A 13,506-nucleotide genomic window follows, 5' to 3' on the forward strand; every position below is an offset into this window, starting at 1 on the left:
GCGATGATCCACCGGTAGCGTTGGCAAGTGGCCAACCATGAGGAGACGCGGCGATGCCGAAAATTGTACTGTTCGGGGCAACCGGCTACACGGGACGCCTGACGGCCGAAGCCCTCACCGCACGCGGCGCATCGCCCGTGCTGGCGGGACGCAACCGGGCCGCCCTCGAGAAGCTCGGCGCCGAACTCGGCGGCTGCCGGACCGCCGTTGCCGACGCCACCGACCCCGCGTCGGTCCGGGCCCTGCTCGGTCGCGGCGATGTTCTGGTGACAACGGTCGGGCCGTTCCTGCGCCATGGGGGCCCCGCACTGGCCGCGACGATCGCCGCGGGCGCGCATTACATCGACTCCACCGGCGAAGGGCCTTTCATCCGCACCGTGTTCGAGCACGACGAGCAGGCCCGTGCCGCCGGCGCGGGGCTGCTCACCGCGTTCGGGTTCGACTACGTACCGGGCAATCTCGCGGCCGGGCTCGCCTTGCGCGAGGCTCCCGCCGCGGTGCGTGCCGAAGTCGGCTACTTCATGAAAAGTCCCGGTACCAGCGGTGGTACCCGCGCGTCCATGGCGGGGATGCTGTTCGAACCCGGCTTCGCGCTGCGCTCCGGACAGGTGGTCACCGAACGCACCGGCGCGCGTCTGCGTTCCTTCGATGTCGCCGGAGAGAGCCGGACGGGGGCATCGATTCCCGCGTCGGAGCATTTCGCGCTGACTCGCTCGCACCCACACTTGCGAGAAGTCGATGTGTTCCTCGGCTTGCCGCCGCTCGCGGCACAGACGCTGCGCGTCGGCTCACGACTGACCTCGGTCGTCGCACAGGTGCCTGCGCTGAAGCGCGGATTCGACGAGGCTTTGGCCCGAACGGTCAAGGGGTCGACCGGTGGCCCCGACGCCGAAGCTCGCCGCCGCACCCGCACCTGGGTGGTCGCCGAAGCTCAGGACGCGGCCGGCACGACGTTGGCCACCGTCACCCTGAAGGGCGGCGATCCCTACGATTTCACCGCGGCGATTCTGGCCTGGGCCGCCGACACCGCACTGGGCGGCGGCCTCCTCGGCTCCGGCGCGCTCGGCCCGGTCGACGCGTTCGGCCTGGACGCGCTGTATACCGCCGCCCGCGACGCAGGCTGGTCGCCGCACCCGGGCCCCTCCATCGAGCCGAAGGCACCCTGACACCGGCCGCCACCGCGTCGCGGCGCTAGGCCGCGTGGGTGAGTCGCGCGGCCGCCGCGCCGACGGTCGGTCCGGCGCTGACCAGTGTCCCCATGAACCGATCCTGTTCTCGCGCACCGCGATTCGCCGCACGGTCGAGTCCGCCGGGCAACAGCCGGGTGACCGAGCGCGCGACATTGACGGGGATTCGGATCGCCGGGTACCACGGAACGATCGCCGTCGGCAGCCCGAGCGCACGCATCGTGTGGCGGCCGAGGAAGGTCCCCGTCACCGACAGATGCTGGGCATAGGCAAGACGGCGCCTGATCGTGGGCAGCCGGTCATAGTTCCACGACAACGGGTCTCGTGACATCGGTACCGCGAGTTGAGGAGTCGACTCGTCGGGGTCGGCCAAGGCAGAGAGCGTGTGCACCAGGACGCGCACACCGTCACGGAAGGAGTGCGGCAGCCACTGTTCCTCGACACCGAGCAGCCAGCCGACGTAGCGGACCAGGTGCGCGACAGCGTCGGTTTCGGCGGGGGTGAGCAACAGACCCAGGCCCATCCCACCGATCGCCGGTGCGATGAAGGCGCCGACGAGCGTTGCCGCCATGTCCGTCTGGTTGATGGGCAGACCCCAGTCCTCGGTCCGCCAGTCCGGCATGGCGGCCACGTGCCTGCGGACGAAGGCGTGGATGAGTCGCACCCGGATCGTGGATCGGTATCCCAGACCCAGCGGGGACAATCCGTCCTCGGACAGGACATCCATCGCCCACTGCATCGTCTCGGCCCACCGCTGATTGGAGCCCTTTTCCAGCGCTCCTGTGCGCAACAGGGTCTTGTTGAAGCCGGAGAACTGGTAGCCGCCGAGCATGGCGACATCGCGCGCGATGTACATGCCGTCGGAACCGCTGGTGAGCAGGACCTTGGCCCCGCGCACGAGCGTGTCGTGATCGACCCACGCCGGAACAGTCTCGACCGCGGTGAAGAACTCGCGCAGCGGATCCGGCGCCTGCGGTACCGCAGCGATGCCGTCGGTGAGCGCTCGATCGAACAGCGGACGCATCTGCTTCGAGCCCGCGGCGACCATCCAGTCCACCAGCCGATCCATCGCGTCGTCACCGACGAGCAGGCCCTCGCCGAGATGTTGCCATTGCGTCGAGTCGGGGCTGTGAACCCCTAGCATCGCCGCGAAGCCGCCGACGAGGGGCGGGACGCGGTGGGGACGATCTGGATGACGGGCGGGAACGGTGGTCATCGACACTCCTCGTTGAGCGCTCCATTATGGATAACGACTGATATCCAAAATAGGTCGACTGCTAAAGTCCTGTCAATGGCGCGTGCAGAGGTGGTCCGGTCCTACCGTGGAATCAGCGCGGCGACTCGACGTGACGAACGCCGCGACAAACTCCTCGCCGCAGGTCGCCAGATCTGGGGCGAGGCCGGCCCGAGCGAAGTCACCGTGCGCCGCGTGTGCGCCGCGTCGGGGTTGACCCCGCGCTACTTCTACGAACAATTCGCCACCCGAGACGCACTGGTCCTCGCCGTCGCCGAGCAGGTGCAACAGGAGCTGTTCACCACCCTCGTCGACGCGAGCCAGGCCGAGCCGGGCACCTTGAAACGCAAACTCCTGCGGGCACTGACGACCTATCTCGACACGATCGCCGACGACCCCAGCATCCACCGCATCATGACCAGCGATACCCACAGCGTGGCAGGGCTCGAAGAGTTGCGCTCCCGTGCCGTCGGGATCGTCACCGACCTCGTGATGCAGTACAGCGCGGAATTCCTCGACGCTCCCGCGAATCCGGAGATCCGGCGCCAGGAAGCACTTTTCGTCGTCGGCGGGATCAACCAGCTGGTGGCGACCTGGCTGGGCGACCCCCATCGGCCGACCACCGAAGTAGCCGCCCTCTGCACCGAACTCGCACTGGCCGTGGTGAACCGAGCACCCTGACAGTCGGTGCAGTCGAATCAGTAGTTCGACCGCACCGCACGGGTCGGCAACGACGGTCGTTTCTGGCCGAGTGGGCGGCGCCGACGCCGGTGAATCACTCCCTTCCGTGCGGTACTGCCCGATCCCGGGCGCGCGTGGCGGGTGCGCTGGTCTACCGGTTGTGCCCGCCCACGCTGGTATCGAGCGCGCCGAGTTGGAGTTGGGTGGCTAGGACCTGGAGCGCTGCGGGGTCGTGCGGTGGCACCCGTTCCATCGCGCTGAAAGCCAGGTGGTCGGCGATCAACATGGTGCGCACCTCGGCGTCGGTGAGCTCGCCGGTCAGGACACCTTCGGGCAGGGTCTGCACCATAGCGAAGGTGGTGTCGACGATCAGTGGCACCAGCGAAGTCGGCATCGACAGCGGGTCGCCCACAACGAGCGCCTCGGTCGCTGTGTTCGTCGCGTCGGTGAACTCCGGTGAGACGTCGAGCATTCGGTGGACCGCCACGTCGACACTTCGCCGCACCCGATCCAGCATCGTGGTCCAGCGCCTCGACGAGGACGCCGCAAGCAGCGCGGCGCCGACCTTGCGCCGAAAGGGCGGGGGCGCGTCGACGGCCCCGCACAGGAAAGCCGTCGTGGTGATGGTCATGTGCGCCATCGCCACCCGCGCACCGAAACTCGGGGTGGCGGGACCGAGCCTGGCCAGGAGGGCGAAACCGCCCAGTGCCGGCACGAGGAGCTGGAGCATGACCTTCCGCTTCAGTTCCTCGCGGTCGGCGACGCCGTAGATCTGTAGCTCGTTGTCACGCAGGTCGTTGGCGGACTGAGCGATGATGGCGAGACAGCCGGCCAGTTCGCGCAGATCCGCCTCGGGCACAACGGCTTCGGAGGCGAGTTCACACGCGTAATAGGTGACCCGGCCGAGCACACCTTCGCTGTAGGCGACCCGCGACAGCGGCGAGTCGATATTGCGGGCCATCACCACCGCGACATCGATGACCACCGCGCCGACACGCTTGCGCCCGGCCGGCGACAGCGCTCCGAGCAGAGCTCGGATGTCGCCGATACGCTCGGCCAGGAGCCGGTCGACCGCTTCGCTGTCGCGGGCTTCGGTGCTGACCGAAGGCAATGCAGCGGGCTTGGTGTCGGTGTTGCCGGTGAGGTAGTCCGCAGCGTCCAGAACGGACCAGCTCGCGATCGTGCGATCGCTGAGATCCTCGAAGGCGTCCAGAACTCGGCAGGCCAGCAGGGCGGCGGTGGCCTCTGCCTGCAGGTGGGTGGGCAAGAAGCTCACCGCGATACCCAGGTTACGACCGGCTGGGATCAGTGCCAGCCGGGCCAGCTCCTCGGGTGAGGAGGCGGCCCGCATCGCGGCCAGATCCGGTGCGCGGCGCAGGTGTCGAAATCCATGGGCGAGTGATCCGATTCTGGTCTGCCTCATCGGGTGATCACTTCCTGTAGCAGTGCATGGAGGTCGTCGCGAGCAGGCGATGGCGGGAAGATGTCCAGTGCGGCGCTCGCCTTCTGTGTGGCGTCGAGGGCAACCGCCCGCGCGGCGTCGGTGGCCCCGCTGTCGATCAGGTCGCTCTGCAGGATCGTGCTCGGGGTGTCCGCGGACAGCCACATCTCCCGCGCGCCGGCGCGCATGTCGAGCCATTCGATCACCGGCCAGGTCGGAACCCGTCGTTCCAGGTCACCCCCTGCGTCCTTGCCCAGCCCGGGACCGCCCTCGACGTCGCGGACATCGTCCATGATCTGGAACGCGAGTGCGAGCTCATCGGCGTATGTCATCAGCGCTCGCAGGCGATCGTGATCGGCACCGCCTGCGGTGCCGCCGTAGGAGCACGACAATCGGAACAAGGTGCCGGTCTTGGCGCCCGCGACGAGTCGGTAATGGCGGCGCAGCGCGGTGGCATCGACCGCGGGCGGCAGCATCTCGATGAGCTGACCGAAGGACAGGTCCGACAGCCCGTCGGAATACGTCACACCGGGCACCTCCCCCAGGCAAGCAGACATTCCCGGGTTGTCGGCAAGTACCTCGGCGATCACCTGCACTGCGGCACCTGCCATGTGGAAGCCCGCTCGGGCCGCGATGCGCACGCCGAATGCGGCGGGCACCGACGTCGCGCCGCGGCGCAGCAACGAGCCGTCACAGATATCGTCGTGCACCAGCGAGGACTCGTGCAGCATCTCCATCGCGCAGGCCAGATCGAGGGCGGCGCGACTGGGTTCGGACCCGACGGGCGCAAGCAGGCCTGCGCTCGCGAGAACCAGACGTGCGCGCACACGCTTGCCAGGAGCGGCGAGGACATGCCTGCCGATGTCGTCGAAATCCCCACCGCTGATGAGGATTTCGTACAGGCGCGCGTTGACCAGCGTGAGAAGTTCGTGCTGAGTCCCACTCGGATGTCTGAGCATCAACGCGACCGGTTCGCCCTGGTGCTGCGGGTTACCTGCCGGACGAGCGTCGTTACGGCGGACTTCGGGTAGCGCGGGATTGTCCATAACGCTGAATTCCTTTGGTGCGGCCATGTGGCGGTGAGATCCCCTGATGGTTCACGGGGGCTGACACGATTCAGACGGAGCCGTCCTGCCACAGCTACTGTTCTGCCGCAGCGACAGACAGATAGGTAGCGTCGTGGCACGTAGGCATACGGTGAGCTGGTATTGCGCTGAAACAGTGAGGTTCGGACGTCACGATCCGTGGACGGTCACCTCGACGGGACCGGGACGATGTGGGTACGGTCGGCAAACACCTGCACTCGGACCGTTCACGAAAACGCCATTGTCCGGCGATCGGTCGTCGAAGGGAGCGACGTCGCTCTGCCGGCAATTCTACGGCGTGGATCACGTTGCCGCACAGGAGATTCGGCGCTTCGTGAGACTCCACGGCGCGGATCTCCGATATTGTGGGTTCCCGCCCAGTTTCCCGGCCACGACCGGACCGAGTCCTCGTCCCAGAGGACACCCTCGACGTCCCACACTCACGCGGACCCTTGGATGCTGACGCGAATAGCGTTGTGCCACAGTGACTTATCCGGTCCGGGTCGCACCGGCCGCGGTCAGGGGTCAACGGCGAGGATGCGCGGGACGGTGCCGACGATTCAGCACGCTTCCCGCGCGAGTCGGTTTCCCTGGGTTTCGCCGCCGTCGGTCGATCGAGTCACCGAGATCATCGAAGTGTCGCACCACTGCGGGTAGCTCAGTCACCGACATGGACGTGTGCGGCCCACCTGGTCGGCACGGCCGGATAGGCGTTGCGCATGGTGCGCAACGCCTCGGTGAGCGCGGTGGCCGCCTCGGCCGTGTCGGGCGCCCGGGTGCCGTGCGCGGTGAGCGCCGCGTAGACCGCCTCGGCGGTCTGGGAGCTGTCCGCGGTGTGCCACAGCGTGCCGATGACACCGCGGAAGCCCGCGAGGTGGAAAGCCGACGCCAAGTTCAGCGGCTCGTCGAGCAGAGCCGGGTCCGGGCTCGCGGTGTCGCAGGCGGACAGGAACGCCAGCTGTGCCCGCGTGGTGCGCAGGTCGTGCACGAACGAGGGCACGAACATCCCGTCGCTGAGCACCAGTCCCCCCTGGTCGGGATGCTTTGCCGAGCTGACCGCCCGGCCGTGGCAGGCGAAATGGGCGATCGCGTGCTCGTGCAGCCCCTGCTTGATGGCATCGAAGTCGGCGGCGGCGTCGATGAGCACAGTAGAGCCGGGCAGCAGTCCCGCCACCGCCTCAGCCTCGGCGCGGGCGCTCGGCAGCACCGATACGCCGTTACGCTCGCCGACACCGACGATGAGCGCGGTGTGACGGGCATGGCGCGGCCGGGGTGTGCTCAACGTGTCGGCGAGCGCGGTCAGCGACGGTGTGTACGAGGAGACCGCCCGGTCGAACACAGTCTGCCCCGCGTGCTCGCGATGTCTGCCCGCCGCGTGCAAGGGCAACTGGGCCATGATTCCGATCGGGCACCACCACAGCCGCGGCGTCGTGACCTTCTCCAGCACCGGCCGGGCCGTGGTGGTCCACAGCCATTCCAGCACCGCGTGCACCTCCAGCTGGGCCTGCTCACGCCGGTCGAACGAGCACGCCGGGTCCTTCACATCGGCCAGTGCTGCTCGCAACCGCCGGACCTGGGCGCGGGCGGTGGTCTCGGTGATCTGCGGCAGCGACACAGCCTCGACGGGCTCCCGACAGTCGGCGGGAACCACGAGCGCGCTGCCCTGAGCGCTGACGATCACCACGGTGTGCCCGGCCGTGCGCGTGCGCAGGACTTCGAGATTCGGCGGCACCAGCAGATCCTCGAACCCCGGCAACGTCCGCGCTCGCGCGAGCAGCCGGTCCCGCCGCATCGAGAGCTGCCGGATCTGTTCGACGGCCTGTGGTCGCGGGTCCCAGTCCCGGGAGGAGATCCGGCCGTTGAACTCCACTTCGATGTGAAACGTCAGGTCGGCGTATCCGTCGGCCGCAGCCAGCTCGCGCTCGACCTCGCTGAGCTCCTCGGCCAGCGACGGTTGCGTCTCGCCGAGTCGTGCCCAGCCGCGCCGGATACCCCACGCGTCGCCGAACAGCACGCCGCGGCACCGTTCGACCAATTCCAGAGCTCGGTCGAGCTGGCCCGACCGCACACCGGCATCCACCACCCGGTCGGCGAGGCCGTGCAGCTGCCGCGCCGCCTCCACCCTGCGGACCCAGGACAACGCTCGGCTGACCGTGGCGGGGATGGCGGTGATCACCCGTTCCTGCGCGTCCAGCCATGTTGCCGGGTTCGCCTCGGCGAACATCGCGGCCTGGGCCTGTTCGCAGATCATCCGATGCTGCGTGCTGGTGGCCGGGTGGCCGGAAACTGACCGGTAATAGGTGATCGCGAGTTCGCGCAACCGGTCGGCTCCCGGCCCGCCGAAGGTGGCGAGCGCACGAGCCGAGCGCGCGAGCGCGAACGCACGCAACGGCCACCAATGGTGGTCTCCAGGGGTCTGTCCGACGGCCTTCTCCGCGAGCGCGAGCGAGTCCTCCAGCGCGCCGAGATCACCGCACTGCCGGTACCGGTGATACAACACGTCGGCGATGGTGCTCTCGATGCGCGGCACGTCGGGGTGATCGGGACCCACGAGCGCGAGCGCGGCCCGGTAGGCGCGTTCGGCCTCGTGAAACGGTTCCGCATGCGTGACATCGGTGCTGACCGCCCGGGCCTGCACGGCACCGGCATAGTTGTAGAGCATGCCGACCCGGCGCACATCGTCTGTCGCCATGGTGGACACCGCCGATGCCGCCGCGTCGACCGCTGTGGTGAACATGGCGTGATCACCGGCCTCGGCCACCTCCTCGGCCGCCCTGGACAGGGACGACCAGCGCAGCGGGAGGTTCGGGTCATCGGGTGGGGTCAGCGCGAGGGCCTGCTCCGCGACGGTGACAGCCTCGCGGCCCGCCGCGGGGCTGGAGCCGACTCGGCATTGCGTGATCAGCGCGGACGCGAGTGCGGAGAGCCGGAGTGCGCGCTGGTCATCGTCGGCGGCCGGTAAGTTCAGCGCGGCGCGGGCGGCGTCGACCGCCAGCTTCGCTTCGTCGCGAGAGCCGGTCGCCATCGCGACGGTGCTCGCGCAGTGGGCGAGTGCTTTCAGCAGCTGCGCCCGCAGCGCGTGGCTCGGTGTGGTGGCGAGCAGCGCTTCGGTCACCGCGTCGTAGGCGAGCGTGATCGCCTCGGTGTCGCCGCCGATATCCCAGAGGTCGTTGTGCGCGTAGTAGAGATCCAGCAGCGCGGCAGGCCGCTCGGCGTGGTCCAGCGGCAGTCCGACGGCCAGCACCCACGCCTGGTCACGTCGCCGCACCAGCACATCGCCGGTGACCGGCTGCCGCCGCAGGCTCGCGACCAGGTCGTACTGCGCCTGCAGAGCGCGCGGATCGCGATGGCAGGTCAGCAGGAATCGCGCGATATCGGAACCGATCTCCCTGCTCACCTCTTGCTCGAGCTGCGCGAGCGCGGGCACCCGCGCTGTGTCGCCGTAGTCGCGCTTCAACGCGTCGGCGAGATCACGACATGCGACCAGCGCACCGGCCAGGTGGATGGGCGCTGCACCGTCGGTGTAGAGATCGAACTCGTACTGGGCGAGCTCGAGCACGACGTCGCGCCACACCGGGCGTTCCCGCAACGCCAGTTGGGCCGCGGCCCGGTAGTCGGCGACGATCTTGCCCGGCGACAGGCCCGCGTTGTCCTGCGCTCGGGCGCGATCGACCAGCCTGCGGGCGCGTTGCGGATCGTCGCGAGGTGTGTGCGCGATCGTCCAGTTCAGCCCGTTGACGACGGTCTCGCGGTAGGTGTCGGTACCGTCGTGCTCGTCGAGCAGGAGCAGCAATGTGGCGTGATCGGCGGTGAGCGCGGCTTTCATCCGCTCGTCGTCCAGTGCGTTCATCACCGTCGTACAGGCGTTCGCGAACAGCACCAGCGAGTCACGGTCCTGGTAGACCTGGAACTGCTCGCGTGCCTGGTTCAACGCCCGGTATTGCGGCATGGCGACGACGCTCGCGACCGCGAGATCACCTGATGTGCCCGCGATGGCGGCCGCGATCTCCCGGTCGACCAGCCCGGCGAACCCGCTCTGCGCCTGGAACCGGTGCCAGTGCGCTCGGGCCAGGTGCGGCAACAGATTCGCGGGGCACTGCTGCGGTGGCGGCAGGCCCGCGGCCAGCAGTGCACCGATGTCACCGGTGTCGGCGAAGTTCTCGACCACCGACCGAATGTCGTCGTACACGCGCAGCCCCCGATCCCGTTCGGTCCACGGTAGCGTGACCCGAATCACCAAGCAGGAGGTTCGAATTCGGCATGACATCAACGAGCGGTCCCCGAGTCGAGGTTCTCTGCGAGCAGGCCGGAGCGGCGCTGGCCGAACGCGCTTCCCGCTACGGCGTCGCGGACGTACTGGCCAGAATCGTCACGGCGGCACAGCAGGGCGAGGTGCCCGAAGCTGACCTCGACCTGCTCGACAGTGCCTTCGCCCAACACGGCATCGACAACCTGACGCGGGCGCACCGCGGCTTCGAGCCGTGGAAGGGACCGCGCGACATCGTCGTCACGGCATGGGTGTGCCCGACGAGTGCGTGCACCAGGGCGAGGATCGACGAAGGTGCGCGGTGCGAGCTCACCGGGCAACCGTTGCGCAGGATCGAGCTGTGAACGCGTTCCTCACCGAGCTCGGCAAGAACCTTGCTACCCGCTGGGCTGCCGCGCTCGCGCTGCCCGCCGCGGTGTTCGTGGCCGTGGTGGTCGTGGCGGTCGCGCTCGGACCCTCGCACGCGCTCGACTTCAAGCTGTTGTGGACCCGGGTGACGACGGTGTCGACCGGTCCCGCGCTGGTGTGGGCCGCCGCGGCGTTCCTCGCCGCGACCGCGATGGTGGGGTTGGCGGTTACCGCGCTCGGCGGCATCGTGATCGCCGCGTGGGCAGCCACCGGCACCGGTGCAGGCAGACCGTTCGTCGCGCTGCGCCACCGCCGTTGGCGGCGTGCGACGGACAAGGCGGACGCCGCGGTCAAGGCGGTGCTGGCCGACCGATCGGACCGCCGGGCCAAGAGCACTGCGCAGCGAGCTGTGCTGCGGCGCAACGTGATCTCCGAGATCGAACCGGCATGCCCCACGTGGGCAGGCGACCGACTGCGGAGCGTGGACGAGCGCGTCAGCCGCGGCACGGGACTCGACCTGACCACGACGTGGCCGCGATTGTGGCTGGTGCTGCCCGACGCGGCGCGCACCGAGGTGACGACGGTCCAGGAACGGTGTGGCTCCGCCGCCCGCACCCCGGTGTGGGGCTTGGCCTATCTGGCAGTCGGTGTGTACTGGTGGCCGGCGCTCGTGCCGGGAGTGTGGGCATTGCTGGTGTCGCGCCGTCGGATCCGCCGTGCGGTGGGGGTATACGCGGACCTCGTGGAAGCCTCGATCGACCTGTACGCCCGAGACGTCGCCAACCAGCTCGGGTTCGAACTGACGGGCAGGTTGACACCGGCGATCGGCGAGCAACTGACCGAGATGCTGCGGAAACAGCCCGGGTAGCTGTGTGGCCATTTCTCGCGCGATCCGACCGGCCGGCGTCAGCCGTCGGAGCGCGGACCGGCCGTAGCGGCCAGAGCCGTGGCGAGGTCCCGGTGGATCGAAATCCACTCGGTCATCCCGGCGAGGTCGATCACGCGCGCGATGCTGGTAGGGGCCAGCCCGCCGGCGAGATGCATCCCGATGCCGCGGCGGTCCAGCTGCTGCGCCAGGTCGGCGACGACCATGATGGCACGGACCGACAGAAACGTGATCTCGGCCAGATCGACGACGAGATGACCACCACCGGCGGACGCGGGGACAGCCGACTCGAGCAGGCCCCGCCAGCGCGGGAGGGTGTAGGCGTCGATCTCCCCACGAGCATGGAGCACGATGACCTGTCCTGCGGATTCCGCGACGGCACCCAAGCGGCGGCAGAGATCGGCAGCCGGGTCGCCGGCTGCGGGCGAGCGGGTTTCGTCGGGACGATTGTTCAACGGACTCAATTCTTCAGCACCGGAGAGCAGTGCGCTGCCAACTGTCCTGTGTGCTCAAGATCGGGCCGGCAATCCTATTCCAGCACGCGGCCAGGCAACAGCCTTGCCCCGTCGCTGCCCTGGCGCCCAGTTGTTCGCTATCGGTCCTGATTCGCAGTAACCGGCCTTCGCATTTCGTCCCTGCGGACGGGCGCCGCAGGGACGACACGCGGTGCACCGAGGGCGAGACAACGGGTGCGTCGCCTGTTGCCGAGCCGGTAAAATGGCGCCGGGAAACCATACGGGCGCGGTCGTCCGGCGCCCGCCTACACCGGCGTGCCCTTCATCGCGTGTCCACGGAGGGAGCGTCGTGCAGAGTCTGAATTTCGAGAGCGACGACCTCGCCGCGACCGAGGAGTTCCTCAACAACGCCTACACCCGGGTGCAGATCGGCAACCACGGCCCGCACCAGGTGCGTTCCAGGATTCGTCGCGAGGTGCTCGGTTCGATCAACTTCGACCAGCTCGAGATGGGTTTCGACATGGCCTACGACGCCGACCCGCTCGGCCGGGTCTGCCTGGTCACCGTGCACAGCGGTCGGATCGAGGAGAACTATCACGGTAGCGGTACCGACACCTTCACGCCCGGGCAGACAGGTCTGCTCACCCCCCACGACCTGCCCTACTCGGGGGTCATCCGAACCAGCCGCTACGACATCACCATGTTCGACCCTGCGATCCTGAACCGTATGGCCACCGCCGCGGGTGGAGACCGCGTGCGCGTAGACGGGCACCGACCTGTCACTGTGGCGGCCGGACAGCGGCTGCGGCGGGTGATCATCCACCTGCAGCAGATCGCCGCGGACCCCGATGCAGCGAGCAGCCCGCTCACCGTCACGACGGCCTCGGACTATCTCGCCGCGACTGTGCTGGCCACCATGCCGACGACCGCCGAGCACGAGCCCACCGCCACCGATCGTCACGATGCTCACCCGCACACCGTGCGCCGTGCCATCGCCTACCTGGAGTCCCATCTGAGTGACAAGATCGCGATCAGCGACGTCGCAGCGGCAACCTTTGTCACGCCGCGCGCCTTGCAGCTCGCCTTTCGCCGCCATCTGGACACAACACCGCTCGAGTACCTGCAGCGACTGCGCCTTGCCGCGGCGCACGAGCAACTCGGCGCCGCGCTGCCCGGTGACGGTCAGACTGTCGCGACCATCGCCTACCGATGGGGCTTCCCCCATCCGGGCCGCTTCGCCACGGCCTACCGCCGGCGCTACGGTCGGCCACCGAGCCAGACCCTGCGCGAATGAGCGCTGCCGTATCGCGTCGCGAACGCGGTCCGAGCCCGCCGCGCCGGCGCGACCGAGGGGGTCAGGGCCGTCTCACGCCCGAGCGAACCGCATGTCCACCACCGTGCCTGCCGCCGATGTGCTGACCTCGAATTCACTGCTGAGAGCGCGCATGATGCCCATCCCGCGTCCACGTGACCGATCGATGTCCGGATCAGGGGTCGACCAGCGTCCCTCGTCGGTTACGACGGTGTGGACATGAGTCTCGGTGAGCGCCGCTGTAACGCGTACTGTGCCGCCGTCGCCACGGTGACCGTGCTCGACGGCGTTGGTACACGCCTCACCGACGGCGAGCACTATGTCGTACGCCTGGTTCGGGTCGACCGGTACCTCGGCCAGCCAAGCCTGTAGCGCGTGGCGCACTTCGGCCAACCGCGCGGCCTCTGCCGAGAAATCGATCTCGAACGGTTTCACGGCGCTGTCCTGCCGAGACGGGTGCGTCGTCACCTGATGCCTCCCTCTCCATCTCGACGTCCAACGAATCCGCGAGAGAACACCCGCGCCATTGGCAGTACCCCTGCAGTATCCGGATATGCCACGTCCGGGCGTGACAAAACCCTCTCGCGGCAGCCCTGCGGATACGTCCGAG

Annotated in this window: 11 protein-coding genes; 5 read left to right on the plus strand and 6 right to left on the minus strand. The window is 68.6% G+C overall.

The features are described from left to right. Positions 1-53: 53 nt before the first annotated feature. Positions 54-1,166 carry a saccharopine dehydrogenase family protein gene (locus tag ACWGCN_RS10780; protein ID WP_452457622.1) on the plus strand — a complete coding sequence of 371 codons (1,113 nt, stop codon included), beginning with the start codon at positions 54-56 and terminating at the stop codon, positions 1,164-1,166. Positions 1,167-1,191: 25 nt separating this feature from the next. Here ACWGCN_RS10780 and ACWGCN_RS10785 read toward each other — a convergent pair whose 3' ends face one another. Beyond that, positions 1,192-2,403, minus strand: a complete 1,212-nt coding sequence (locus ACWGCN_RS10785; protein ID WP_387445167.1) for an oxygenase MpaB family protein — start codon at positions 2,401-2,403, stop codon at positions 1,192-1,194. A gap of 75 nt (positions 2,404-2,478) precedes the next feature. Between ACWGCN_RS10785 and ACWGCN_RS10790 the strand changes: the two genes are divergently transcribed. Further along, a complete protein-coding gene (locus tag ACWGCN_RS10790; RefSeq protein ID WP_379313990.1) occupies positions 2,479-3,102 on the plus strand; it encodes a TetR/AcrR family transcriptional regulator in 624 nt (207 codons plus the stop codon). 151 nt (positions 3,103-3,253) lie between these two features. Here the strand turns inward: ACWGCN_RS10790 and ACWGCN_RS10795 are convergent, their stop codons facing one another. From ACWGCN_RS10795 to ACWGCN_RS10805, 3 genes are all read right to left on the minus strand, one after another. Then, positions 3,254-4,525, minus strand: coding sequence for a hypothetical protein (locus ACWGCN_RS10795; RefSeq protein WP_452457623.1), 1,272 nt, complete (start codon positions 4,523-4,525; stop codon positions 3,254-3,256). After that, entirely contained in the window at positions 4,522-5,589 is a 1,068-nt protein-coding gene (locus ACWGCN_RS10800; RefSeq protein ID WP_452457624.1) for a polyprenyl synthetase family protein, read from the minus strand. The genes ACWGCN_RS10795 and ACWGCN_RS10800 overlap by 4 nt, the downstream gene beginning before the upstream one ends. Positions 5,590-6,286: 697 nt before the next feature. Continuing rightward, positions 6,287-9,817 carry a CHAT domain-containing protein gene (locus ACWGCN_RS10805; protein WP_452457625.1) on the minus strand — a complete coding sequence of 1,177 codons (3,531 nt, stop codon included), beginning with the start codon at positions 9,815-9,817 and terminating at the stop codon, positions 6,287-6,289. A gap of 71 nt (positions 9,818-9,888) precedes the next feature. Here ACWGCN_RS10805 and ACWGCN_RS10810 point away from each other — a divergent pair, with 71 nt between their 5' ends. Further along, positions 9,889-10,239, plus strand: a complete 351-nt coding sequence (locus tag ACWGCN_RS10810; RefSeq protein WP_452457626.1) for a hypothetical protein — start codon at positions 9,889-9,891, stop codon at positions 10,237-10,239. Beyond that, on the plus strand, positions 10,236-11,111 hold the full coding sequence (locus tag ACWGCN_RS10815; RefSeq protein WP_452457627.1) for a hypothetical protein: 876 nt from the start codon (positions 10,236-10,238) through the stop codon (positions 11,109-11,111). The genes ACWGCN_RS10810 and ACWGCN_RS10815 overlap by 4 nt, the downstream gene beginning before the upstream one ends. 38 nt (positions 11,112-11,149) lie before the next feature. Here the strand turns inward: ACWGCN_RS10815 and ACWGCN_RS10820 are convergent, their stop codons facing one another. Beyond that, positions 11,150-11,584 carry an STAS domain-containing protein gene (locus tag ACWGCN_RS10820; RefSeq protein WP_452451513.1) on the minus strand — a complete coding sequence of 145 codons (435 nt, stop codon included), beginning with the start codon at positions 11,582-11,584 and terminating at the stop codon, positions 11,150-11,152. A 349-nt stretch (positions 11,585-11,933) separates the two neighbouring features. On the opposite strand from ACWGCN_RS10820, the gene ACWGCN_RS10825 reads away from it, so the two are divergent. Then, on the plus strand, positions 11,934-12,878 hold the full coding sequence (locus tag ACWGCN_RS10825) for an AraC family transcriptional regulator (protein WP_379313848.1): 945 nt from the start codon (positions 11,934-11,936) through the stop codon (positions 12,876-12,878). A 72-nt stretch (positions 12,879-12,950) separates the two neighbouring features. Here the strand turns inward: ACWGCN_RS10825 and ACWGCN_RS10830 are convergent, their stop codons facing one another. After that, positions 12,951-13,364: an ATP-binding protein gene (locus ACWGCN_RS10830; protein ID WP_452457628.1), complete on the minus strand. Its 414-nt coding sequence runs from the start codon at positions 13,362-13,364 to the stop codon at positions 12,951-12,953. Positions 13,365-13,506 lie beyond the last annotated feature (142 nt).

This window comes from Nocardia sp. NPDC055050 (assembly GCF_053608345.1).